Raw genomic sequence first — 23515 nt, 5'->3', positions numbered from 1 at the left:
GATGGGCGTGTCCATGGACCAGGTCCTCGACGACCTGGTCGCCGAGTCCCGGGTGCTGCAGGCCCTCGTCGCCGGCCTCGACGACACCGGCATCGCGGCGGCCACCCCGGCGGAGGGCTGGAGCATCCGCGACCAGCTCACCCACCTCGCGTACTTCGACGAGACCGCCACCCTGGCCGCGACCGACCCGGAGGCCTTCCGCCGGGAGGCCGCCGCGCTCGCCGGGCGCGGCGACGACTTCCCCGACCAGGTGGCCGCCGAGCACGCCGGGCTGGGGGCCGGGGCGGTGCGGGACTGGTTCGCCCGGGCGCGCACCGCGCTCGTCGACACCTTCCGCGGGATCGAGCCCCGCACCCGGCTGCCCTGGTACGGGCCCGACATGAGCGCGCTGTCCTCGGTGACCGCGCGGCTGATGGAGACCTGGGCGCACGGCCAGGACGTCGCCGACGCCCTCGGCATCCTGCGCGAACCCACCGACCGGCTCCGGCACGTCGCCCACCTGGGCGTGCGGACCGCGGGCTTCGCCTTCACCCTCAACGGCCGGCCCGTGCCGGACACGCCGGTGCGGGTCGAGCTCGACGCGCCCTCCGGTGCGCGCTGGGAGTGGGGACCCGCGGACGCGGCCGACCGGGTGACCGGGCCCGCACTCGACTTCTGCCTGACCGTCACCCAGCGCCGGCACGTCTCCGACACGGCGTTGCAGGTCACCGGGCCGGTCGCCACCGAGTGGATCTCGATCGCCCAGGCCTTCGCCGGTACCCCCGGTCCCGGCCGGGCCCCCGGTGCCGTGCCGCCCGCGGGAGGACGCACATGACCGCCGAGCCCCGCCGCGCCGTCCGGATCGGGAACTGCTCGGGCTTCTACGGCGACCGGATCGCCGCCGCCCGGGAGATGGTCGAGGGCGGGCCGATCGACGTCCTGACCGGGGACTACCTCGCCGAGCTGACCATGCTCATCCTGTGGAAGGCCCGGCGGAAGGACCCGGACGGCGGCTACGCCCGGACCTTCCTCACCCAGGTCGAGCACGTCCTCGGCACCTGCCTGGACCGCGGCATCACGATCGTCTCCAACGCCGGTGGGCTCAACCCGGCCGGGCTGGCCACCGACCTCGGGAAGCTGGCCGCGCGGCTCGGGCTCGCGCCCCGGATCGCCCACGTGCACGGCGACGACCTCGTCGACCGGCTCGACGACCTGCAGGCCGCCGGGCACCCGCTGGCCCACCTCGACACCGGCCGCCCCCTCGCCGACGCCGGCGTCACCCCGGTCACCGCGAACGCCTACCTCGGCGCGTGGGGCATCACCGAGGCGCTGCGCGCCGGCGCCGACATCGTCGTCACCGGGCGGGTCACCGACGCGTCGGTGGTCGTCGGCCCCGCCGCCTGGTGGCACGGCTGGTCCCCGACCGACCACGACGCGATCGCCGGCGCGATGGCGGCCGGCCACGTCATCGAGTGCGGCCCGCAGGCGACCGGCGGCAACTACGCCTTCTTCGACGAGATCACCGACCGCCGCTACCCCGGCTTCCCGATCGCCGAGGTCGAGGCCGACGGCTCCTCGGTGATCACCAAGCACGACGGCACCGGTGGGCTGGTCTCGGTCGGCACCGTCACCGCCCAGCTGCTCTACGAGATCGCCGAACCCGCCTACCCGGGCCCGGACGCGGTCGCGCACTTCGACACCGTGACCCTCGACCAGGACGGCCCGCACCGGGTCCGGATCTCCGGTACCCGCGGCAGCCCGCCCACCGACCAGCTCAAGGTCGCGCTCAACTACGAGGGCGGCTACCGCAACACGATGACCCTCGTGCTCACCGGGACCCGGATCGAGGAGAAGGCCGCCTGGGCCGAGCAGCAGCTCGTCGAGCTGCTCGGCGGGCGGGACCGCTTCGCCGGGTTCGACGTCCAGCTGCTGCGCTTCGACCACCCCGACGCCCCCACCAACGCCGAGGCCACCGCGCACCTCCGGGTGACCGTCAAGGATCCCGACCGGTCCAAGGTGGGGCGGGCGTTCTCCAACACCACCATGGAGCTCGCCCTGGGCGGCTACCCGGGTTTCCACACCACCACCCCGCCGTCGGGCGAGAGCGCCTACGGGGTGTACTGGCCCACGCTCGTCCCGGCCGCGGAGGTGACCCACCAGGTCACGCTGCCCGACGGCACCGTGCGGACGATCCCGCACGGCCCGGTCACGGCCCCGCTGCCCGCGGCCCCGGAGCCGGACCCCGCAGCGGCGTCCCCGGCGACCGGCCCGACCCGCAGGCTGCCGCTCGGCGAGATCGCCGGGGCCCGCTCCGGGGACAAGGGCGGCAACGCCAACATCGGCCTCTGGACCCGCACCGACGCCGAGTACGCCTGGCTGCGCACCCTGCTCACCGCCGGGAAGGTCCGCGAGCTCCTCCCCGAGGCTGCCGGCCTGGAGATCCGCCGCTACGAGCTGCCCAACCTGCGGGCGGTGAACGTCGTGGTGGTCGGCCTCCTCGGCGCCGGGGTCGCGTCCGCGACCCGGCCGGACCCGCAGGCCAAGGGGCTGGGCGAGTACCTGCGCAGCAGGCTCGTCGACGTGCCGGTCGCGCTGCTGGAGGGTTGAGCGGCGCCGGGTAGCCCGGCGCCCCCGTTCATCGTTTCGGGCGGGCCAGCTCCGGGATGATGCCGCCGGCGAGGACGGCCTCGACCTGCCGCGCGGACAGCCGGTGGGTCAGCTCGAACCGGTTGCCCTCGTCGTCGGTGGCGGTGATCCGGTCGGTGTCCGCCAGCCCGTGCAGCCCGCTCAGGTGCAGCACCGTGCCCGGCCCGATCCGGTCCCGGTCCGCGGGGTCGGCGAACTCGAGCGCCAGCACGCCGAAGTTGGCCAGGTTCTGCCAGTGGATGCGCGCGTAGGACCGGGCCACGACCACGGCGAGCCCGAGGTGGCGCGGGGTGATGGCGGCGTGCTCGCGGGACGAACCCTGCCCGTAGTTGTCCCCGGCGACGACGGCGTGCGGACCGGTCTCGCGGGCCCGCTGCGGGTAGGTCTCGTCGATCCGGGTGAAGGTGAACGCGGCCAGCTCCGGGATGTTGGACCGGTACGGCAGCGCGGCGGCCCCGGCCGGGGAGATCTCGTCGGTCGAGACGTCGTCCCCCATGGCCAGCAGCACCGGCAGGTCCAGCGTGTCGGGCAGCGGCGGGAGGTCCGGCAGCGCCGAGATGTTGGGCCCGCGGACGAGCTCCTGGCGGCGGGCCTCCTCCGGCGGCGGTGGCGCGACGAGCATCTGCGTGTTCACGCTCGCGTCGGCGGGCAGGTCGAGCCGGGGGTCGAGGCCGAGCTCCTCGGCGAGCCGGCGCGGGTCGGTGATCACCCCGGTCAGGGCGGACGCCGCCGCGGTCTCCGGTGAGCAGAGCCAGACCGCGTCCTCCCGCGTGCCGGAGCGGCCCGGGAAGTTGCGCGGGAAGGTCCGCAGCGAGTTGTGACCGGTCGCCGGTGCCTGCCCCATGCCGATGCAGCCCATGCATCCGGCCTGGTGGATCCGGGCCCCGGCCGCGATCAGGTCGAACGTCGCGCCCATCCGGGTCAGGTCGGACAGGATCTCCCGCGACGACGGGTTGACGTCGAAGCTGACGGCGTCCGCGGTCTGGCGGCCCCGCACGATCGCCGCGGCCACGGCGAAGTCGCGCAGTCCGGGGTTGGCCGAGGACCCGATCACGACCTGCCCGACGGGTTCGCCGGCGACCTCGCGGACCGGCACCACGTTGCCCGGCGAGGACGGCCGCGCGATCAGCGGCTCCAACGTGGACAGGTCGATCTCGTCGGTGACGTCGTAGGTGGCGCCGTCGTCGGCGGCCAGCGGGCGGTGGTCACCGGCGCGGCCCTCGGCGCGCAGGAACTCCGCCACCCGGTCGTCGGCCGGGAAGACGCTGGTGGTCGCGCCCAGCTCGGCGCCCATGTTCGCGATCACGTGCCGGTCCATCGCGGTCAGCCCGTCCAGGCCGGGACCGTGGTACTCGATCACCCGGTTCCGCCCGCCGCCGACACCGTGCCGGCGCAGCATCTCCAGCACCACGTCCTTGGCCGACACCCACGGCGGCAGCTCGCCGGTCAGCCGGACGCCCCAGACCTCGGGCATCCGCAGGTGGAGCGGCTCGCCGGCGATCGCGAGGGCGACCTCCAGCCCGCCGACCCCGATCGCGAGCATGCCCAGCGACCCGGCCGCGCAGGTGTGCGAGTCCGAGCCGACCATCGTCTCGCCCGGCTTCCCGAACCGCTGCATGTGCGTGGGGTGCGAGACGCCGTTGCCCGGTTTGGAGTACCACAGCCCGAACCGCCGGGCGGCCGTGCGCAGGAACTCGTGGTCCTCGGCGTTGCGCTCGTCGGCCTGCAACAGGTTGTGGTCGACGTACTGGACGCTCACGCCGGTGCGCGCCCGGTCCAACCCCAGCGCCTCCAGCTCCTGCATCACCAGGGTGCCGGTGGCGTCCTGGGTCAGCGTCTGGTCGATCCGCAGCGCGATCTCCCGGCCGGGTACCGGCTCGCCGCCGACCAGGTGCTCGTCGACGAGCCGGCGGGTCAGGGTGCGTGCCGTCATGAGAGCCCTCCCCACGTCGTGCCTCCCCGGGGGATACCCGGCCCGCCCGGCGGTTACCCCGGGCGCACGCATGCGCGCGCGTGCATCAACGCCCGGGCATCGGGTACCCGCCCGTGGCGCCAACCCGATGAAGGAGGTCCACTGATGGCGGTGTGCGAGGTCTGCGGCAACGACTTCGACCGGGCTTTCGAGGTCCGCCTCGACGGCGGGGTGCACACGTTCGACAGCTTCGAGTGCGCGATCCACCAGGTCGCGCCCCGCTGCGAGCACTGTGGCTGCACCATCGTCGGTCACGGGGTGCAGAGCGGCAGCAGCTACTTCTGCTGCGCGCACTGCGCGAGCCGGGGCGGGGCCGAGACGACGGCGGTGGTCGACCGGGCATGAGGGTCCAGGCGGACCTGGTCGCCGACCTGCGGCGCCAGGGCATCACCGACGAACGGGTGCTGGCGGCCGTCGCCGAGGTGCCGCGGCACCTGTTCGTCGCCCCCGGTGACGAGGAGCGGGCCTACCACGACATCGCGCTCCCCATCGGCCGCGGCCAGACCATCTCCTCGCCGTGGATCGTGGCCCGCAGCATCGCCGCGCTCGGCCCGCTGACCGACGGGCGGGTGCTGGAGATCGGGACCGGCTCCGGTTACGCCGCCGCGGTGCTCGCCCGCTGCGTCGGCCAGGTGGTCACCGTCGAACGCGACGCCGAGCTCGCCCGGCGGGCCGGCACGATCCTGTCCGAGATCGCACCCACCGTCGACGTCCGCACCGGGGACGGCCTCGAGCTGGCCGGGGAGCTCGGCCCGTTCGACGGCATCGTCGTGACGGCGCTGGCCCAGAGCAGGCTGCCGACCGAGCTGGTCGGCGCGCTGACCCCGGACGGGGTGCTGGTCTGCCCGGTCGGCGACGACCGGGTCGGCACGCTGGTGCGCTACCAGCACGGCGAGTCGGTGGGGCTGGCGGAGGTGACGTTCGTGCCGCTGGTCCGCGGCACGCGGGACTAGGCAGGACCGTGCAGGACCGTGTAAGCCGTCACCGCCGCAGCACGAGCACCCAGTCCTCGTCCGTCGGCGGCTCGTACCGCTGCGCCGGGGGCGCCGGCCGGGACTTCCCGGTCCGCGGGTCGAACCACTCGGCCCGCGGCTTGCCCGCGGTCGCGGCCGGGGCCAGCGAGAACCCGCGCCCGGACGGCGTGTACACCAGCAGGTAGGACCCGTCGGAGGCCCGGTTGGCCACGATCCGGTCCTTCCCGGACCCGGCCTCCGACGTGATCGCCGACTGGTCCGGCGTCCCCCGGGTGAACGGCAACGACGTCATCAGGTCCCGCAGGTGGGCCATCTGGCCGCCCGCCGGGAGCTTCAGGGCGTCGGTCCAGCTTCCCCGGGCACCCAGCTCCCCGCTCCCGCCGTCGTTGAACTGCCACACCGCGTGGGCGCCGTAGGTGTGCCCGGCTGCGCCGCCGAGGACGGCCCAGTAGGCGTCCCGGCGGACGTCCTGGGCAGTGGAGAAGCCCTTCTCCGGCTTCCAGCAGTACGGGTGGTCCTCGTAGATCGGCTCGCCGTCGACGAACGGCTTGACCGGCTTCGCGGCGTAGGTGGTGTCGACGAGCTTCTGCCGGCTCGCGTACCGCAGGCAGTGCCCGCCCTGGATCATGTGGAAGTCCAGCCACTCCGCGCCGGCGAACCACTGGGCGGAGCTCTGGTCGCCCTGCGGGTGGTAGGTCTTCAGCTGGGTGGCGCCGCCGGCGTCGAGCCCCTTCGCGAGGTTGCCCCACAGCCGTTCCTCGCCGTCGGCCGGGTGGTCCCCGCCGAGGGTCCAGGTGATGTTGGACCGGCCGCCGAACCGCTCGCCCAGGAAGCGGCCGTACTCCTCGGCGTTGCCCTCGTCGACCACGGAGCCGGTCTGGTCGTCACCCCAGACCGGGTGGATCGCCAGGTACATGCCGCGCTGTGCGGCGGCGTCGATGACGAAGTCGACGTGATCCCAGAACGCACCGTGCTTCTCGGCGGTGCTCACGTCCCCGCTGACCGGCCGCCGTGCCCCGCCCTGCGGGAAGATCGCCACCGTCTGGATCACGTTGTAGCCCTGCGCCCGGCGGGCGTCGAGGTAGCGGAGCGTCTCGTCGCGGTCCAGCTTGCCCAGCAGCGCCCACGCCGTGTCGCCCAGCCAGAAGAACGGCTTCCCGCCTGCGGTGAAGAACCGGCCGTCGGTCTCCAGCCGCGGCGGTGCGGGCACGGCGGGTGGCTCGGCCGGCCCGGGCGGCTCGGCGGGGCCCGGCGTGCCGGCCCCGGTCACGCACGCCGCCGCGAGGACGGCGAGCGCCGCCGCGAGGCCCAGCGCTCGCAGGGTCCGTCCGGTGTGGCTCGGTGTCGGGCCTGGCATGTGCCCTCCGTACGACTCCCGGTCATGATCGTCTCGAAGCTACCGGCCACCGGACCCGCGAGCGGACATTTCGCCCGTCTCGTCCGTGTGGTGTCGGCGCCCGACGGGCAGCCTCTAGGCTTTCCTCCGTGCGGACCACGGATTCGGCCCTGCGACGGACGGTGACCTGGTGAGCGGCGGCCTGTTCGCGTTGCTCGACGACGTCGCGGCGCTCGTCCGGCTGACCGCCACCTCGCTGGACGACATCGCCGGTGCGGCCGGGCGCGCCGGGACGAAGGCCGCGGGCGTGGTCGTCGACGACGCGGCCGTCACCCCGCGGTACGTGCACGGGCTCAAGCCCGAGCGCGAGCTGTCGATCATCTGGCGGATCGCGAAGGGCTCGCTCCGCAACAAGCTGCTGATCATCCTCCCGGTCGCCCTGCTGCTGAGCCAGTTCGCCCCGTGGCTGCTGACCCCGATCCTCATGCTGGGCGGCATCTACCTGTGTTACGAGGGCGCGGAGAAGATCTGGGAGAAGCTCGCCGGGCACGAACCCGCACCGGAGGAACAGGACGAGCACGCGGCCACCGAGCCGGCGGAGCACGAGAAGACGGTCGTCGCCGGGGCGGTCCGGACCGACTTCATCCTCTCCGCCGAGATCATGGTCATCGCGCTGAACGAGGTCGCCTCGCAGGGCTTCGTCCCGCGCGCGCTCATCCTGGCGCTCGTCGCCGTCGCGATCACGGTGCTGGTCTACGGCGTGGTCGCGCTGATCGTGAAGATGGACGACCTGGGCCTCGCGCTCGCCGCCCGCGGCACGGGCGCGGTGAGCACGGTCGGACGCGGGCTGGTGCGGGCCATGCCGATCGTGCTCACGACCCTGTCGGTCGTCGGGATCGCGGCGATGCTCTGGGTCGGCGGGCACATCCTGCTCGTCGGCATCGACGAGCTGGGCTTCCACCCGCCGTACGCGTTCGTGCACCACCTCGAGGTGCTCGTGCACGACGCCACCGGCGCGCTCGGCGGCTTCCTCGGCTGGCTGACGAACACGGTCGGCTCGGCGATCCTCGGGATCGTCGTGGGTGCGCTCGTCGTGGCGCTCATGCACCTGATCCCGAAGCGGCGGAAGGGCACGGCGCACGCCTGACCCGGCGATGAGCGTGCCCGGGGGTACCGCGCCGGACGTCTTCGTGCCCTACGGCGCCACGCACTGGTGGGCGCTCGGTGTCGGGGCCGTCGTGGGCGTGCTGCTCGTCCTGGTCGCCCGCCGGCTCCGCGGCCGGCCCGCGGCGACGACGTTCGCCAGGGGGCTCGCCGTCGCGATCCTCGCCTTCCACATCCCGCTGCAGGTCCGGCGCCTGACCCCCGCGCACTGGAACCTCGAGTTCTCGCTGCCGCTGCAGCTGTCCGATCTCGCCTGGGTCGTCGCCGCGTACGCGCTGTGGTCCGGCCGCCGGTGGGCGTGCGCGGCCACCTACTACTGGGGCCTGACCCTGACCCCGCAGGCCATGCTCACGCCGGCGCTGGACGCGCCCGACTTCCCGCACGTCGACTTCGTCTCCTTCTGGGGACAGCACCTGTTCCTGACCTGGGTGGCCGTCGTGCTCACCTGGGGCGCGGGCATCCGCCCGACCTGGCGCGGGATGTGGACCACGCTCGGGGTCACGGCGGCCTGGGCGGCGGTGACGGTGGTGTTCAACGCCGTCGCGGGCACCAACTACGGGTTCCTCAACCGGAAGCCGGACAACCCGTCGCTGCTGGACCTGCTCGGGCCGTGGCCGTGGTACGTCGCGGTGGAGTTCGTGCTCGTCGTCGCCGGCTGGAGCCTGATCACCTGGCCGTGGGTGCGCCGGCGGGACCGGGCGGACGCCACGCCGCCCGCACCACCGACCCCACGATGATCGCCGGTTGTGGAGTGCAGCGCTCGCCTCGCGAACGCCACACTCCACAACCGTCGATCACCCGGGTTCTCACCCGGCTCCGGCAGCGTCGCACCGGGGCGTGTCCTAGGTTCGAGGGGTGAGTCCCGATCTCGCGGACCTCTACCGCGACCTGCACCGCCACCCCGAGCTGTCGTTCGCCGAGACCCGCACTGCCGCGATCGCCGCCGCCCGGCTGCGTGATGCCGGGTACCGGGTGACCGAGGGCGTCGGCGGGACCGGGGTCGTCGGCGTCCTGCGCAACGGTGCCGGCCCGACGGTGCTGCTGCGCGCCGACATGGACGCGCTCCCGGTCGCCGAGGACACCGGCCTCGACTACGCCAGCACCGTGCGCGCCACCGGTCGCGAGGGCGAGGAGACCGCCGTCGCGCACGCCTGCGGGCACGACATGCACGTCACCTGCCTGGTCGGGGCCGCGGCCGAGCTGGCGTCCACACCGGAGCGCTGGCGCGGGACGCTGCTGGTCGTGTTCCAGCCCGCCGAGGAGGCAGGCGCGGGCGCGGACGCCATGCTCGACGACGACCTGTTCGGCCGGTTCGGGACCCCGGACGTCGTGCTCGGCCAGCACGTCGCCCCGCTGCCCGCCGGGATGCTCGCCGTGACCGCCGGGCCGGCGTTCGCCGCCAGCGACACGATCCGGGTGACCCTGCACGGCTCCGGCGGGCACGGGTCCCGCCCGGAGACCACCGTGGACCCGGTGGTGCTGGCGGCGGCGACCGTGCTGCGGCTGCAGACCGTGGTCTCCCGCGAGGTGCCGGCCACCGAGACCGCGGTGATCAGCGTCGGCCTGCTGCGGGCCGGGACGAAGGAGAACATCATCCCGGACTCCGCCGAGCTGGGGCTGACCGTGCGGAGCTACACGGCACCCGTCCGGGACCGGGTCCTCGCCGCGATCGAGCGGATCGTGCGGGGCGAGGCGTCGGCGTCCGGGGCGCCGGAGGAACCGGAGATCCGGATCGTCGAGTCGTTCCCGCCCGTGCTCAACGACGCCGACGCCGTGGAGCGGACCCGTGGCGCGCTGGCGACGGTGACGACCCTGCCGGTCGTCGACCCGGGCCCGGTCACCGGCAGCGAGGACGTCGGCCGGTTCGCGACGGCGGCCGGGGCGCCGTGCGTGTACTGGCTGCTCGGCGGGGCGGACCCGGCCGGGTTCGCGGGATGTTCCTCGGCCGACGAGATCCGGCACCGGGTCGCGGACCTGCCGTCGAACCACTCGCCACGCTACGCGCCGGTGATCGAACCGACCCTGTCGACGGGTGTCGCGGCGCTGGTCGCGGCCGCCCGGGAATGGCTGCCGGCATGACGGTCACCCGATGCGCCCACCCCCGTCGGGACTCATGGAGCTTTGGTCCTGTGCGACGGGACTGAAGCTCCATGAGTCCCCACATCCGGGGGCAGGTCAGCTCACGACCGCGGCGGCCTCCGCGGGCCGCGGGGCCGGCACGATCGCCGGTTCCGGGGCAGCGTCCCGGTCGGCCCCCGGGGCAGGGTCCGCCCCCGGAGCGGGATCGCGGTCCGGGTGGGCGGCCCGGAAGACGTGTCCCGGCACGGTGCTGTTCCGGCGCGGCAGGAGCATCGGTGGCACCGCACCGCCGTTGCGCCGCAGCAGACGCGCGTACCGCAGGTACGCCCAGCCGCCACGGGCCAGCCGGGTGCCCCGCTGGAGCGCACCGGCGGCCGGCAGGGCATCGCCCGCGCCGGCCTCGCGCTCGGAGATGTGCCGCAGCCGGGTGACGGCCGCGGGCAGCCGCCGCAGCGCCGTGGACCGGCCCTGCGGCGACAGCGCGACCTTGGTCAGGAAGCCGCCGAGGCCGACCGCGTAACCCTCCAGCTGCGAGGCCAGCGCCTCCTGGTCCGGGCGGTGGTGGTGCCACAGGTAGGCGCCCGGGACGTAGCCCAGGACGTGCCCGGCCAGCACCATCCGCACCAGGAACTCGCAGTCCTCACCGCCGTGGGTCGGCGTGCCCGGGCCCATGGCCTCGTCGAACCCGCCGACCGAGCGGGCCGCGGTCGCCCGCACCGCCAGGTTGGCGCCGATGCCGAACAGGCCGGGCGCGAACGGGAAGATCGCGGAGTCGGCCGGCGGCTCCGCCAGCGAGAACCGGCGCGGGACGAAGCCCTTGTTCCAGGCCAGCGCGACGTCCGCGGCCCGCTCCTCGGGGCTGCCCAGCCGGGCCGCCAGCACCGGCCCGGACACGCATGCGAGCTCCGGGTCGGCGGCGAACGCGCCGGCGATGCGCGACGCCCAGCCGGCGTCGACCTCGGTGTCGTCGTCGGTGAAGGCGACGATCCCGGTGCGGGCCTCGGCGAGCCCGCGGTTGCGCCCGGCCGAGGCACCCCGCCGCGGTTCCCGCACGTAGCGGACCCGCGGCGAGTCGAGCGCGACGACGGCGAGCTCGGTGCGCTCGTCGTCCGGGTCGTTGTCGACGACGATCACCGACAGTGCCGGATGGTCGGACGCCAGCACCGCACGCACGCACCGGGCGAGGGACTCGGGGCGGTTCCGGGTCGCGATCACGACGGTGACCGGGTCGTCCGAGACCGGGGCCGGGTCGACGTCACCCACCGGGCCCAGCGGTGCGACGGCGGCCTCCAGGTCGGCGACCGTGGCGCGGCCGCGCCGCAGCGGCACCGTGACCTGCCCCTGCGGGGTCCCCCCGACCGTCACCAGCAGCCGTGCGGCGCCGAACCTCGGGGCGACCTCCAGGTCACGGGTGACGTCGAGCCGGTCCAGCTCGCCCACCCAGGTCGGTTCGTCCGGATTCGTGGCCATGCCGACCATGGTCCGAATCGCTCCTGTGACCACGCTGAGACACGGCCGGCCGCCGTCGCGGGGCCTCGGAATGGGCCGCGCCCGCGCACCGTTGCGTGGATGTCCGCCGGGCACGGCCCTGCGGACGTCGCGGAAGGAGACCGCCCGATGCACCTCGACGCCCTGCCCTGGACGACCGGTGACGCCTCGGCCCCGGCCGACCGCTGGGAGCGGGCGACGTACCTGTTCGACTCCGGCGACCACGTCGCCGCCGCCCGGGTGCTCGCCGAGCTCGTCACCGAGCAGCCGGCCGCGACGGCGATCCGGCTGCTGCTGGCCCGCGCGTACTACCACTCGGCCCAGCTCGGCCGGGCCGAGACGGAGCTCCGCGCGCTGCTGGACGTGGCCCCGTCCGACGGCTACGCGCACCTGCTGCTCGGGCGCACGCTGCAGCGACGGTCCCGGCACGACGAGGCCGCGCCGCATCTGCGGCTGGCCGCCGCGATGGGCGTCACCGACCCCTGAACGGTCAGCCGTCGAGGTCGTAGATGCGGACCCAGTCGACCTCGTAGGTCGCCGGCTGCATGTTCCCGCCGAAGAAGTTGTCGAGCTGGATCGTCAGGTGGCCCGAGGGCATGGCCTGGATGTCACGACGGCTGCCCAGCGCGCCGCCGGAGAAGCTGAACCACTCGTCGCCGTCGATGAAGCCCTTGATGTGGTCCGGGGTCCATTCGATCGCGACGTTGTGCCACTCGGACAGCGGTGCGCCGCAGTCGGTCTCGCGGACGAACTCCTGCTGGACCGGGCCGCGCCCGTGCGGGTAGTGGATGAACGCCTCGGCACACGGCTCGCCGGGCGCCCCGTTCTCGAGGAAGTCGTACTCGCCGTCCTCCGGCCAGCGGTCGGAGGACGGCCAGATGATGAGCAACGGGTGGTACCGGCGGCCGTTGTCGGGGCCGGTCCCCTCGGATCGGACCCGGGCCTCCCAGCGGCCGTACTGCTGGTCCAGGCGGGACGCGACCCAGGCCGAGTCGCCGTCGGCCAGCCCGGTCTGCACGAGCTTCGTACCGTCCACGGTGGACCTGCTGGCGCAGCGCCCGCCGTTGCCGGCGTGCCCCGGCCAGCACTCGCCGGCGTGGTGCCACCGCGCCGGGTCCGGCGGTCCGGTGTAGTCGAACTCGTCCGACGCCGGCAGCGGCGTTCCCCAGCCGTGGCGCTCCGCCGCGGTGGGGGCGCCGGGCCGGGGGACCCGCTGGTCGGCGGGGCGGGCGGACGGATCGGCGGGATCCTCCGCGGGCACCGCGGCGGGGTCCGGGGCGGGAGCGGCAGGGTCCGGGGCGGGAGCGGCAGGGTCCGGTGTGGGCGAACCAGGATCCGGCGCAGGAGCGGCGGGGTCCTGCGCGGGTGCGGCAGGGCCCTGTGCGGGTGCGGCAGGGTCCGGTGCAGGAGCAGCAGGATCCGACGCGGCCGCAGCGGCAGGGCCGGGCGGCGCGGGCGCAGCCGCAGGATTCTCCGCGGGCGCGGCTGCGGGATCCTCCGCGGGCGCGGCAGCCGGATCCTCGGCGGGCGAGGTCGTGGGGCCCTCCGAGGGTGGCACCGGCGGGGGTACCGGATCTCGTGCCGTGGCCGGGGCGGCCGGCGACGGCGGGGTGGGCGCCGGGTCGGCGAGGGGGTCCGCTCCCGGGGGCGCGGCGGACACCGATGCGCCGGCGGAGCCTCCGGGCGCGGGGAACGCCGCAGCGGCAGGGGCGGCCGCACCGGTGCAGGCGAACCCGCCCACCATGACGATCACCGCCGTGCCGATCACCGTGCGTCGTGCCAGTCCGATCCCCATGGCCCAGCCCCGCCCCGTCCGTGTCCAGCTTGTCCGATATGGGGGACATTAGGAGCGCACCGTGCACGGTGACCACATGATCCACTCGATGGTGGGGTCGCCACACCTGACCGGGTACCGACCGCCTGCCGACGCGGCGCCGCACCCGGCGCGCTCACCGAGTCGGGAACTGCTCACCCGATCGCGTGCGCATTGCCGGGTCCCGTGAGCGTTCGGGGGGACACGGCCCGGGCGGGTGCGGAGGTCGGTGCGGAGGTCAGCGTGGAGACGGTCCCGGAGCGGGCAGCGTCTCCGGCGCCCGCCACCACACGACCATCGCCACCAGCGACAGCGCACCGGTCACGGCGAAGGCCGGCCCGTAACCGAGCCCTTCCGCGAGCATCCCGGCGACCAGCGGACCGGTGATCGCGCCGAGGTCGGCGGCCATCTGGAACCCGGCGAGGACGGAGCCCCCGGTGGCCCGCGCCCCGATCACGTCGGCGACCGCGGCGTTCAGCGGCGGGTTCACCAGGCCGCTCCCGAGGCCGGCGACCAGCGACAGCGCCAGGAACAGCCACGGCGAGTCCGTGTAGCCGAGCACCCCGGTGGCGAGCCCGGACACGGCGAGCCCGGTGATCAGCGGCGGCCGCCGGCCCGACCGGTCGGCCAGCCGCCCCGCCAGCAGCAGGGTCGCCGCGTTCCCGACCGCGAACACCGACAGCGCGATCCCGCCGAACGTGTCGTCGCGACCCAGCGCCTCGACCACCACCAGCGGCACCAGGGCGATCCGGACGCCGAACACGGCCCAGCCGTTCGCGAAGTTCCCGATCAGCGACGCCTGGTAGGCGCGCCCGCGCACGGCGTCCCGGAACCGGGTCCGCGGCGGCGGCCTGCCGTCGTCGGCCGGGCCCGGCGGGCGGCGCAGCATCGGCCCACCGACGACGATCACCAGCACGAGGAGCCCGGCGTACACGAGGAACGGCGCGCGGACGTCGACCGCGGCCAGGCTCCCGCCGAGCAGCGGGCCCCCGATGTTGCCGAGCAGGAAGCCGGTGGCCCACAGGCTCGTCGCCCGCCCGCGCAGGTGCGGCGGCGCCAGCCGGACCAGCAGCGACACCGCGGAGATCGTGAACATCGTCGAGCCGACGCCCGCGACCAGCCGTAACGCGAGGAGCTGCCAGTACGCGGTCGCGAACGCCAGCCCCGCGGTGGTCAGCGCGACCACCGCCAGTCCCCACACGAACACCGGCAGCTCGCCCATCCGGCTCACCACCGACCCGGACAGCGGTGCGAACACCAGCCGGGAGAGCGCGAAGACGCTGATCACCGCGGATGCGGCGGTGATCCCGACGTCGAACGACCGGGCGAGCGCCGGGAGCACCGGCGCGACCAGCCCGAACCCGATGGCGATCGCGAACGCCGACCCGACCAGGACGGCGATCTCCCGCGGCAGCCGGGTGGCGCCGGGGACGCCGGAGGCGTGGCCGTCGTGCTCGACCACGGTGCCTCCTTCACCCGAACCCGACCGACGACGGTACGCCCGTACCGGATCCCGGTGCGCGCCCGGTCCCCCGCCATCGGGGAAGGTGGGCACCGTGGATCGCGAGGACACCCGCCGGCTGGAGCGGCTCGCCGGGCCCGAGGGCACCGCACTGCTGGAACGGCTGGCGGGCGCCGACCGTTCCGGTGCCGCCGCGCTCCGGCTGGGTACCGCGTTGCGCCGCGAGCACGACGCCGAGCTGGTCGCCGACGCGATGGCCCTCGCCGAGCTGCGGGACCGGGCCGTTGCGAAGTTCACCCGGGCCCGTGAGATGTGGTTCACCCGCGACGGGCTGGAGCAGGCGTCGTCGGAGGTGATCGCGCGGCACCGGGCGGCCCGCTACGCCGGACGGACCCGGCTCACCGACCTGTGCTGCGGTATCGGCGGCGACCTCCTCGCGCTGGCCCCCGGACACGACGTCACCGCCGTCGACCTCGACCCGGTGCACCTGTGGATGGCCGCACGCAACGCCGCCGTCCACGGAGGACGGGTGCGGACCGTCCGCGCCGACGTCCGGGACGCCGACCTGTCCGGGGTGGACGGCGTGTTCGTCGACCCGGCCCGGCGCACCGCAGGCGGGCGGATGCGGACCGGCGACTCCGAGCCGCCCCTGGGCTGGTGCCTGGAGCTCGCCGGCCGGGCCGGGGCCGTCGGGATCAAGGCCGCACCCGGGATCGGCCACGACACCGTCCCCGGGGACTGGGAGATCGAGTTCCTGGCGCTCGGCCGCGACCTGAAGGAGGCCGTGGCGTGGTCCCCGGCGCTGGCGACCGCGCGCACCCGGGCGACCGTGCTGGACGCGGGCGGGACCGCGCAGGAGCTCGCCGGCACCCCGGACCCCGACGGCGGGGACACCGGGATCCCGCTGACCGCCCCGGGTCGCTGGCTGCTCGACCCGAACCCGGCCGTCACCCGGGCCGGGCTGGTGTCCGAGCTGGCCCGGCGCACGGGCACCACCCGGATCGACCCGCACATCGCGTTCCTCACCGGCGACGAGGAGCCGCCGCCGACTCCGTTCGCCCGGGTGCTGCGGGTGCTCGACTCCCGCCCGTGGGACCAGAAGCGGCTGCCCCGGCTGCTGCGCGAGCTCGACGTCGGTGCGGTCGACGTGCGCCGCCGCGGCCTCGCCGGCGACGTCGACGCGCTCGCCCGCAAGCTGCGCGGGCGCGGGTCGCGGCGTGCGACCGTCGTCATGACCCGGGTGGACGACCGGCCGTGGGGCCTGGTCTGCACCGATCCGTGACGGCCGGGTGGGCCTACCCCCGGCCGGGGAAGTGGATGAACTCCAGTGCGATCCCGTCCGGGTCGCGGAACTCGAGGGTCGCGTAGTCGGTCGGGTCGGTCCGGTCGGCGACGCCCTCGTGCGGGATCGAGAGCATGTCCAGCCACGCCGCCCACTGGTCCAGGGTGGCGCGGTCGGCGACACCGAACGCGAGGTGGTCCAGCGCGCCGCGCACCGGGCCGCCGTCACCGTCGGCGGGGGCGTGCAGCTCGATCATGACGCCGGTGGCCGACTCGAGGAGCAGGGCGGCCTTGTCGGGGTCGCCGCCGCCGGCGTCGTGGTGCGGGAAGGTCATCGGCAGCCGCTGCAGACCGAGGACGCGCTGGTACCAGGTGGCGCTGGACTCCACGTCGGTGACGACCGCCGACACGTGGTGGAACCCGGTGACCCCCGGTCGTTCGATGCCCGAACCCATCGGCGCGCTTCTCCCCCTCCGGCCGTCGTCGTCCGCGGCACAGTCAACAGATGGATCCGCCCCGCTGTCCACCGGCGGGACCCTCAACGATGATCGTCGGTGCGCAGCCGCGCCGTCACGGCCCCGTCCGTGCCCGGTGCCGTCACCGCGCCGAGCGCGCGCAGCAGGGCGAGCGCGCCCGTGTTGGCCGCGGTCGTCCGGGCGACGAGCGGCGCGCCGGGCGCGACCACGGACCGGTCGGCGAGCAGGGCCCGGACCGCGCGGACGGCGACACCGCGACCACGGTGGGTGCGGCCGAGCCAGATCCCGAGCTCGGCACCTGCCGGCCCCGGCTCCAGCCGCAGTGCCCCGGCGGCGCGGCCGTCGACCCGGATCACCCAGGTGCGCTCGACCGGATCGGGTGCCAGCCCGCGCTCGCGGTGGAAGGCGAGGAACCCGGCCCGCCGGTCGCCGTCCCAGGTCGCGCCGGGCGGCGCCGGCATCACCTCGGCCGGATCCGCGCCGGCGACCGCCGCCTCGAGCAGCTCGCCCAGCCCGGCGACGTCCAGCGGGGTGAGGTGCACCTCCACGGTGGTCAGCCTGGCCCGGGCCCGCCCGGAGCGCGAGCGGATTGCCGGGGCTCGCCGGTCGTGCCACGGTCGCCCGGTGGCCGTGCGTCAGGAGAAGGTCGAGGTCCTGCCCGCACGCCCGGGGTGGGAGCGGCGGGTGGCCGAGCTGGTGCGTGCGGCGCCGGCCGGGCCGGCCGGGAACCGGCTCGTCACCGTCGACGGCTTCTCCGGGGCCGGGAAGTCGACCCGGGCCCGCGAGCTGGCACGGGAGCTGGCCGCGCCGCTGCTGGAGATCGAGGACCTGTGCCCCGGCTGGGACGGCCTGCACCGGGTCCCCGGGCTGGCCCGGCGCGGGATCGGCGACCCGCTGGCCGCCGGGACGACGCTGCGCTGGACGTCGTGGGACTGGGAGCACGACCGGCCCGGGCCGGTCCGCGCGCGGCCGCCGGCGGCCGTCGTCGTGCTGGAGGGGTGCGGAGCCGGCGCGCCGGAGCTGGCCCCGGTCACGTCCCTGGCGATCTGGGTGGACGCCGACCCGGCCGCCCGGGAGGAGCGGCTGCGGGCCCGGGCGGACTGGCCGCTCTACGCGCCGTACCGGCAGACGTGGCGCCGGGCCGAGGAGGCGCTCGCCGCGGCCGGGCGCCCCCGGGAGCACGCCGGCGTCGTGCTCACCAGCTCCTGAGCGGCCGGTCGCTGATCAGCCCTGCCACGAGCGGGTGGCGCTCCGTCCCACGAAGGGTCCACTCGTCGCGACACGCCCGCGGTCCGGCACCACCCCCGTGGGCGCCGGACCGCGGGCGCGGCCGGTCAGGGCCTCGCGCGGCGGACCACCAGGTACCCGCCGGCGAGCGCCACCACGGCCAGGATCAGCGGGTAGCCGGCCATCAGCAGCAGGACCGGCGTCTCGACGAAGAACCGCCCGAACGCGGGCCACGCGTTCTGCCAGGTCAGCGTGAACGTGATCGCGCCCAGGACGACGATCAGCCCGAGCACCACCGCCCACACCCCGGTCTGGCCCCACCGCCGGAACACCGCGCCGACGGCGACGAACACGAACCCGATCGTCAGCAGCGGCCCCCAGTAGGTCAGGACCTGCAGCAGCGGGTTCTGCACCGGCATGAACGTCATCGAGAAGAAGTCCATCCGGATCCCCCAGCCGCCGCTGGCCCGCTCGAGCCAGAGCATGAGCGTCAGCAGGACCGCGTGCAGCAGCGTCTCGGCCGCGAGCAGCAGGCAGATTCCGGCGTAGAAGTGCCGCCGGATGATCCCCAGGCTCAGCGCGAACGGCATCACCTGGGTCATCGCGATCAGGTAGGTGGACCCGACGATGAAGAACAGCGCGGACACCGCACCGGTGGTGCCGGCTCCGGCGTCGTCGACGTTGACCCGGATCGCCCACCAGATCGCGAAGTTCACCGCGAAGATCGCGGCCAGGATCAGCCAGGGGCCGCCGACCCGGCCGCGGACGTCGACCATGCTCATGCGGAGCACGGCGTTCAGCCGGCTGACGGTGGTGACCGGCGGTGCGGTCACGGCGGCAGTAGCGGCGGTCATGACAGGACCTCCCGGTCGAGGCGGGCTCCGGAGTTCAGCTGGGTGGTGCGGACGACGAGCTGCTGCAGCGAGACCGGCTCGAACTGCAGGCCCGGTTCCCGCGCCTCGGGTCCGGCCCCGGACAGGGTGACCCGCAGATACCCGCCGAGCTGCTCGCGGTGCAGCTCGACGTGGCCTCGCGCGAACCGCTCGACCTCCGCGACCGGCCCGGTGACGGTGACGGCCCGGCCGCGCAGCTCGTCGGCCCCCGCGTCGATCAGGATCCGGCCCTGGTCGATCAGCACGACGTGCTCGATCAGGTCGGACACCTCGTCGATGAGGTGCGTGGAGAGCACCACGGTCCGCGGGTGCGCGGCGTAGTCGGCGAGCAGGCGGTCGTAGAACAGCTCCCGGGCGACGGCGTCGAGGCCCAGGTAGGGCTCGTCGAAGAAGGTCAGCGGGGCGCGCGAGGCCAGGCCGATGACCACGCCGACCGCGGACTGCTGGCCCCGGGAGAGCTTGGTGCAGGTGCGGTTCATCGGCAGCCCGAACTCGCCGGCGAGCTCGTCGGCGAACGCCTGGTCCCAGTGCGGGTAGACGGTCGCGGCGGCCCGCAGCGCGTGCCGGACCTTGTAGGCGTCCGGGTACTTCAGCGACTCGCGGATGAAGCAGGTGCGGGCGAGCACCCGGGCGTTCTCGTACGGCTGCTCGCCGAAGATCTCGGCGCGGCCGGACGTGGCGAAGTTCTGCGCGGTCAGGATCTGCATCGCGGTCGTCTTGCCCGCGCCGTTGCGGCCGAGCAGCCCGTGGATGCGGTTCTCCCCCAGCGTGAAGCTCACGTCGTCGAGCGCGGTCACGTCGCCGTAGCGTTTCGTGACGCCGTGCATCGCCACCGTGCCACTCATCAGTCGTCCCCCCAGACGTCGATCATCTTCTTGAGCTGCTCCGGATCGATCCCGATCTTGCGGGCCTCGGTCACCAGCGGAGCGATGTACTGCCGCGCGAACTCCTCGCGGCGGCTCTCCAGCAACCGGGTCCGCGCCCCCTCGGCCACGAACATGCCGATCCCCCGTCTCTTGTAGAGGACACCCTCGCTGACCAGCTGGTTCAGTCCCTTGGCCGCGGTCGCCGGGTTGATCCGGTGGAACGTGGCCAGCTCGTTGCTGGACGGGACCTGGGTCTCCTCGGGGTAGGTCCCGTCCACCACCGCGGAGGCGATCTCCTCCGCGATCTGCACGAACAGCGGCCGGCCGTCGTCGATCACGGCGGTCTCACGGTGCTATAGTGCCGTGGTTCATTACTCATGTAATGAACCATAGAGGCGCACCGCGCCCTTGTCGAGAGGGCAACTCATGGGGCTTCGGTCCCGTGCCACAGGACCAAAGCTCCATGAGTCCCGACCTGGTATTTTCGTTTCGACTTATATAAGCTACGACTGTGCATGCGTTCGACGTCCTGGGCGATCCCGTCCGGCGCCGGATCCTCGAGCTGCTGGCCGGCGGCGAGCACACAGCCGGCCAGGTCGCCGAGGTCATCCGGGCCGAGTTCGGGATCTCCCAGCCCGCCGTCTCGCAGCAGTTGAAGGTGTTGCGGGAGAACGGGTTCGCCACGGTCCGCGCCGAGGGGACCCGACGTGTCTACGCCGTCGACCCGGCCGGTGTGGACGACGCCGAGGAGTGGCTGTCCCGGCTGCGCGGCTTCTGGTCGCAGCGGCTGGACGCGCTCGGCACCGAACTCGCCCGTGGGCGGCACGCCCGCCGACGACCTCCGAGGAGCCCAGAATGAACGACCTGCTCGACGCACTGGCGGCCGCCCGCCGCCGGGTGCACTCCGGCGCGGACGGCGACGCGCTCGCCGTCCGCCTGGAGCGGACCTACCCGGCCGGACCCGAGGACGTCTGGGACGCCCTCACCACGCCCGACCGGCTCGCCCGGTGGTTCCTGCCGGTCAGCGGGGACCTGCGGGTCGGCGGACGGTTCCGCACCGAGGGCAACGCCGACGGCGAGATCCTGGCGTGCGAACCGCCTCGCCGCCTGGTGGTCAGCTGGGGCGCGCCGGACAGCATCGTGACCGTCGACCTCGCCGCCTCCGGCGACGGCCGCACCGACCTGGTCTTCGAGCACGCGGTCCCGGCGACCTACGGGGACGCCGGCGGCGCGCTCTACGTCGGCCCCGGGTGGGACGGCGCGCTGCTGTCCCTCGGGGTGCACCTGGCGGGCGGGGCGGTCGACGACCCGAACTCGCCCGAGATGCTCGCGTTCAACGAGCGCTCGGTGCGGGCCTGGGAGGCCGCGGTCCGGGCGTCCGGCATGGCCACCGAGGAGCAGGTCGCGGCCGCGGTCGAGGTCTCGCTGCAGCAGTTCACGGTGCTCCCCGGGGAGCAGTCGTGACCGGCCCGGCCGGCACGGTCGTCCGCGGGGCCGACGGGCAGGCCCGGCTCGCGTTCCGCCGCGAGTTCCCGGACCCGGTGGACGAGGTGTGGGCCGCGATCACCGACCCGGACCGGTGCGCCCGGTGGTTCGGCCACTGGACCGGTGACGCGCGGCCCGGCGGCACCGTCGCGCTCACCATGACCAGCGAGGAGGACGGCGGCGGGCCACCCTCGACCGTCCGGATCGTCACCTGCGAGCCGCCGCACCGGCTGGCCGTGGAGATCTCCGAGGAGACCGGCGCGCCGTGGGAGCTGGCGGTCGTGCTCGCACCGGCCGGCGACGGGACGGTGCTGGAGTTCGAGCAGGTGCTCCCGGCCGGGTTCTCCCCGGCCGACGCGGGACCGGGCTGGCACTGGTACCTCGACCGGCTCGCCGCCACCCTGTCCGGTGAACCGATGCCCGACTGGGAGGCGACCCTCGCCGCGACCCGCCCCCACTACGCCACCGGCTGACACCCACCGCGGGAACGCCTGCCCCGGGACGCCCGCATCGGAACGCTCACCGAAACCCGGTGACGCTCGCCCGATCGCGAGAGCGTGGCCGGGTTCGGTGAGCGAATCGCGGATCTTGTGGGCGAACGCCGGCCGGATGGCGCCCGGCTGTCGGCGCACGGCGCTCGGCGACACCGACGCTGTAGCCGCTCAGGAACCGGGGCGGAACCGGCCCCACACCGCGGTCAGGCGCTCCCGCCAGGCCGTGAACCGGCCCAGCTCCACACGCACGACGAACGCGAGCGCGGCGACCGCGACCAGGACCGCGAGCAGCAGGTCGCCGAGGGGCCCCAGCCCGCCACGCCCGCTGCCCAGCCACGCGGCGGCCGTCCCGGCCGGGGGCAGCCACGGGCTCGTCCCGGTGACCACCAGGAAGGTCAGGGCACACAGCAGCGCCACCCCCTGGCTGCGGAACACCGGCCGCGCGAACACCGACCCGACCGCGGCCCCGGTGATGCCGCAGGCCAGGTGGGCGAGCAGGCCGTCGAGCAGGCCACCGGTCGTCGCCGTGCCCCAGGCCGCGACCACCCCCCAGACGACGGCGGCCAGGCCGAGCACCGCGACCCCGGCCGTCGCGGCCAGCAGCACGCCCGCGGCGACCGGCAGCGGGCCGCCCGCCGCGGACAGCGTGACGGTGCGGGCGGTGTCGTCCTCGGTCTCGGCGAGCGCGTGCGCCAGCCAGGCACCGACCGGGTAGAGCAGCAGCGCGCTCGCCGCCCACGGCTCGGGCAGCGGGCCGGGCGAGCCGCCGAACAGGACCGCGAGCACCCCGGCGTAGAGCACGGCCGGCGCGACGAACTTCTCGGAGCGCGCGACGTCCTCGCCGAGCAGCATCGCCACCGCCACGGCCGCGCGGGCCGTCCTCACCGCCCCGGCCCCTCGGCCCGGCGCGGGCCGTGCGACATCGGGAGCCGGCCGGTGTCCGCCGCCGGGCGCACCGGCCGGACCGAGCGGACCGCGCACCCGGCGGCGAGCGCGGCCGCCAGCCAGGCGTCGCTCTCCGGGACGGGTACCCGGACGGTGAACCGGCCCGGTGCGGCGCCCTCGACCCGCGCGGGCGGGAGGACCCGCTCCAGCAGCGGCCGGGGGTCCCCGGCACAGGCCATGTCGATCCGCATCAGCGCGCCCGGTGGCGGCGCGGTGGGCAGCGGGACGGACTCCGGGTCGGCCGCGGTGGCGACCCGTCCCTCGCGCAGCCGGTGGACCCGCGCGCCCGGCAACCCGGACGCGGTCCCGGTGTGGTCGGTGACGAGGGTCGCGCCGGTGCGCGCGGCCAGCAGCCCGGTGAGCGCATCGGCGGCGTCGTCGTCCAGCCCGGACCAGGGCTCGTCGAGGATCAGGACGTCCGGGTCGCAGGCCAGCGCCTGGGCGAGGCCGATCTTCTGCGCGTTGCCCCGGGAGAGCTCCGCCATCGGCTCGTCGTCGTCCCCGGACCAGCCGAGCTCGGTGAGCAGCGCGTCCGCCCGCTCGGCGGCGTCGTCCGGGTCGAGGCCACGGATCCGGGCCATGTGGTCGAGCCAGCGCCGCGGGGGCAGCCGGAGCAGCGCCGGGAACCGGTCGGGCAGGTAGCCGACGACGGCGGGCCGGTCCTCGACCGCGCCGGCGGTCGGGGTCTGCGCGCCCGCGGCGATCCGCAGCAGTGTCGACTTGCCGGCGCCGTTCCCGCCGCGCAGCACCGTGGGGACGGCCGGGTCGACGTCGAGATCCACACCGCGCAGGGCGACCGTGCCGGACGGGTAGCGGTGGTGGATGCCGACGAGGCGCACGCTCACCTCCACCTGTCCGATCGCACCGCTGACACCGCTCAGGTTCGCACAGCGCCGAGCCGCGACGACCGGCCGGTAGCACACCGGCACGGCCCG

At 75.0% G+C, this 23515-nt stretch carries 25 protein-coding genes; 13 read left to right on the top strand and 12 right to left on the bottom strand.

The window, feature by feature from the left end; translation table 11 throughout:
- Nucleotide 1 precedes the first annotated feature (1 nt).
- Both H7X46_RS02490 and H7X46_RS02485 read left to right on the top strand, forming a co-directional pair.
- Nucleotides 2–814 carry a TIGR03084 family metal-binding protein gene (locus H7X46_RS02490; RefSeq protein ID WP_186357852.1) on the top strand — a complete coding sequence of 271 codons (813 nt, stop codon included), beginning with the start codon at nt 2–4 and terminating at the stop codon, nt 812–814.
- Entirely contained in the window at nt 811–2586 is a 1776-nt protein-coding gene (locus H7X46_RS02485) for an acyclic terpene utilization AtuA family protein (protein ID WP_186357851.1), read from the top strand. Before H7X46_RS02490 ends, H7X46_RS02485 begins: the two co-directional genes overlap by 4 nt.
- A 28-nt stretch (nt 2587–2614) precedes the next feature.
- On the opposite strand, the gene H7X46_RS02480 is transcribed toward H7X46_RS02485, so the two are convergent.
- Nucleotides 2615–4558, bottom strand: coding sequence for an aconitate hydratase (locus H7X46_RS02480; protein ID WP_186357850.1), 1944 nt, complete (start codon nt 4556–4558; stop codon nt 2615–2617).
- 144 nt (nt 4559–4702) lie between these two features.
- On the opposite strand from H7X46_RS02480, the gene H7X46_RS02475 reads away from it, so the two are divergent.
- Nucleotides 4703–4942, top strand: coding sequence for a hypothetical protein (locus H7X46_RS02475; protein ID WP_186357849.1), 240 nt, complete (start codon nt 4703–4705; stop codon nt 4940–4942).
- Nucleotides 4939–5550: a protein-L-isoaspartate O-methyltransferase gene (locus H7X46_RS02470; RefSeq protein WP_186357848.1), complete on the top strand. Its 612-nt coding sequence runs from the start codon at nt 4939–4941 to the stop codon at nt 5548–5550. The genes H7X46_RS02475 and H7X46_RS02470 overlap by 4 nt, the downstream gene beginning before the upstream one ends.
- 28 nt (nt 5551–5578) lie before the next feature.
- On the opposite strand, the gene H7X46_RS02465 is transcribed toward H7X46_RS02470, so the two are convergent.
- Nucleotides 5579–6928 carry a glycoside hydrolase family 140 protein gene (locus tag H7X46_RS02465; RefSeq protein WP_186357847.1) on the bottom strand — a complete coding sequence of 450 codons (1350 nt, stop codon included), beginning with the start codon at nt 6926–6928 and terminating at the stop codon, nt 5579–5581.
- Nucleotides 6929–7097: 169 nt separating this feature from the next.
- Here H7X46_RS02465 and H7X46_RS02460 point away from each other — a divergent pair, with 169 nt between their 5' ends.
- The 3 genes from H7X46_RS02460 (at nt 7098) to H7X46_RS02450 (ending at nt 10150) form a co-directional block, all read left to right on the top strand.
- On the top strand, nt 7098–8054 hold the full coding sequence (locus H7X46_RS02460; protein ID WP_186357846.1) for a DUF808 domain-containing protein: 957 nt from the start codon (nt 7098–7100) through the stop codon (nt 8052–8054).
- 7 nt (nt 8055–8061) lie between these two features.
- A complete protein-coding gene (locus H7X46_RS02455) occupies nt 8062–8808 on the top strand; it encodes a TIGR02206 family membrane protein (protein ID WP_186357845.1) in 747 nt (248 codons plus the stop codon).
- Nucleotides 8809–8926: 118 nt separating this feature from the next.
- The gene (locus H7X46_RS02450) at nt 8927–10150 is read left to right on the top strand and encodes an amidohydrolase (protein WP_186357844.1); all 1224 of its coding nucleotides are present in this window, start codon (nt 8927–8929) and stop codon (nt 10148–10150) included.
- Between the two features lie 96 nt (nt 10151–10246).
- On the opposite strand, the gene H7X46_RS02445 is transcribed toward H7X46_RS02450, so the two are convergent.
- Nucleotides 10247–11620, bottom strand: a complete 1374-nt coding sequence (locus H7X46_RS02445) for a glycosyltransferase family 2 protein (protein WP_186357843.1) — start codon at nt 11618–11620, stop codon at nt 10247–10249.
- 147 nt (nt 11621–11767) lie between these two features.
- Here H7X46_RS02445 and H7X46_RS02440 point away from each other — a divergent pair, with 147 nt between their 5' ends.
- Complete coding sequence (locus H7X46_RS02440) at nt 11768–12124, top strand: tetratricopeptide repeat protein (protein WP_186357842.1); 357 nt, start codon at nt 11768–11770, stop codon at nt 12122–12124.
- Between the two features lie 4 nt (nt 12125–12128).
- Here H7X46_RS02440 and H7X46_RS30485 read toward each other — a convergent pair whose 3' ends face one another.
- Nucleotides 12129–12899 carry a glycoside hydrolase family 16 protein gene (locus tag H7X46_RS30485; protein ID WP_186357841.1) on the bottom strand — a complete coding sequence of 257 codons (771 nt, stop codon included), beginning with the start codon at nt 12897–12899 and terminating at the stop codon, nt 12129–12131.
- A gap of 790 nt (nt 12900–13689) precedes the next feature.
- The gene (locus H7X46_RS02430; RefSeq protein WP_186357840.1) at nt 13690–14913 is read right to left on the bottom strand and encodes an MFS transporter; all 1224 of its coding nucleotides are present in this window, start codon (nt 14911–14913) and stop codon (nt 13690–13692) included.
- A gap of 94 nt (nt 14914–15007) precedes the next feature.
- On the opposite strand from H7X46_RS02430, the gene H7X46_RS02425 reads away from it, so the two are divergent.
- Nucleotides 15008–16195: a methyltransferase domain-containing protein gene (locus H7X46_RS02425; protein WP_370588571.1), complete on the top strand. Its 1188-nt coding sequence runs from the start codon at nt 15008–15010 to the stop codon at nt 16193–16195.
- A 13-nt stretch (nt 16196–16208) separates the two neighbouring features.
- Here the strand turns inward: H7X46_RS02425 and H7X46_RS02420 are convergent, their stop codons facing one another.
- Together H7X46_RS02420 and H7X46_RS02415 are read right to left on the bottom strand one after the other, a co-directional pair.
- Nucleotides 16209–16649, bottom strand: a complete 441-nt coding sequence (locus H7X46_RS02420; protein WP_186357838.1) for a VOC family protein — start codon at nt 16647–16649, stop codon at nt 16209–16211.
- Between the two features lie 83 nt (nt 16650–16732).
- Nucleotides 16733–17218, bottom strand: coding sequence for a GNAT family N-acetyltransferase (locus tag H7X46_RS02415; protein WP_222131172.1), 486 nt, complete (start codon nt 17216–17218; stop codon nt 16733–16735).
- A 76-nt stretch (nt 17219–17294) separates the two neighbouring features.
- On the opposite strand from H7X46_RS02415, the gene H7X46_RS02410 reads away from it, so the two are divergent.
- Nucleotides 17295–17879, top strand: a complete 585-nt coding sequence (locus H7X46_RS02410) for a hypothetical protein (RefSeq protein ID WP_186357837.1) — start codon at nt 17295–17297, stop codon at nt 17877–17879.
- Between the two features lie 125 nt (nt 17880–18004).
- On the opposite strand, the gene H7X46_RS02405 is transcribed toward H7X46_RS02410, so the two are convergent.
- From H7X46_RS02405 to H7X46_RS02395, 3 genes are read right to left on the bottom strand one after another with little or no spacing between them, the layout of a single operon-like run.
- Nucleotides 18005–18751 carry a hypothetical protein gene (locus H7X46_RS02405; RefSeq protein WP_186357836.1) on the bottom strand — a complete coding sequence of 249 codons (747 nt, stop codon included), beginning with the start codon at nt 18749–18751 and terminating at the stop codon, nt 18005–18007.
- Nucleotides 18748–19635, bottom strand: coding sequence for an ABC transporter ATP-binding protein (locus tag H7X46_RS02400; RefSeq protein ID WP_186357835.1), 888 nt, complete (start codon nt 19633–19635; stop codon nt 18748–18750). Before H7X46_RS02400 ends, H7X46_RS02405 begins: the two co-directional genes overlap by 4 nt.
- Nucleotides 19635–19991, bottom strand: a complete 357-nt coding sequence (locus H7X46_RS02395) for a GntR family transcriptional regulator (RefSeq protein ID WP_186362394.1) — start codon at nt 19989–19991, stop codon at nt 19635–19637. The genes H7X46_RS02400 and H7X46_RS02395 overlap by 1 nt, the downstream gene beginning before the upstream one ends.
- Nucleotides 19992–20167: 176 nt before the next feature.
- Between H7X46_RS02395 and H7X46_RS02390 the strand changes: the two genes are divergently transcribed.
- Genes H7X46_RS02390 through H7X46_RS02380 form a run of 3 tightly spaced genes read left to right on the top strand, consistent with a single transcriptional unit; the run spans nt 20168 to nt 21614 of the window.
- The gene (locus H7X46_RS02390; protein WP_186357834.1) at nt 20168–20515 is read left to right on the top strand and encodes a metalloregulator ArsR/SmtB family transcription factor; all 348 of its coding nucleotides are present in this window, start codon (nt 20168–20170) and stop codon (nt 20513–20515) included.
- Nucleotides 20512–21120 carry an SRPBCC family protein gene (locus tag H7X46_RS02385; protein WP_186357833.1) on the top strand — a complete coding sequence of 203 codons (609 nt, stop codon included), beginning with the start codon at nt 20512–20514 and terminating at the stop codon, nt 21118–21120. Before H7X46_RS02390 ends, H7X46_RS02385 begins: the two co-directional genes overlap by 4 nt.
- Nucleotides 21117–21614 (top strand): SRPBCC family protein, encoded by a 498-nt coding sequence (locus H7X46_RS02380; protein ID WP_186357832.1) that lies wholly within the window; start codon nt 21117–21119, stop codon nt 21612–21614. The genes H7X46_RS02385 and H7X46_RS02380 overlap by 4 nt, the downstream gene beginning before the upstream one ends.
- Nucleotides 21615–21803: 189 nt before the next feature.
- Here the strand turns inward: H7X46_RS02380 and H7X46_RS02375 are convergent, their stop codons facing one another.
- Nucleotides 21804–22520, bottom strand: coding sequence for a hypothetical protein (locus tag H7X46_RS02375; protein ID WP_186357831.1), 717 nt, complete (start codon nt 22518–22520; stop codon nt 21804–21806).
- Complete coding sequence (locus H7X46_RS02370) at nt 22517–23425, bottom strand: ABC transporter ATP-binding protein (RefSeq protein ID WP_222131171.1); 909 nt, start codon at nt 23423–23425, stop codon at nt 22517–22519. The genes H7X46_RS02375 and H7X46_RS02370 overlap by 4 nt, the downstream gene beginning before the upstream one ends.
- Between the last annotated feature and the right edge of the window lie 90 nt (nt 23426–23515).

It is taken from the genome of Pseudonocardia sp. C8, from assembly GCF_014267175.1.
Classification (GTDB): domain Bacteria; phylum Actinomycetota; class Actinomycetes; order Mycobacteriales; family Pseudonocardiaceae; genus Pseudonocardia.
Note: the sequence above shows the minus strand (reverse complement) of the source record. Positions and strands in the feature narration are given on the sequence as shown.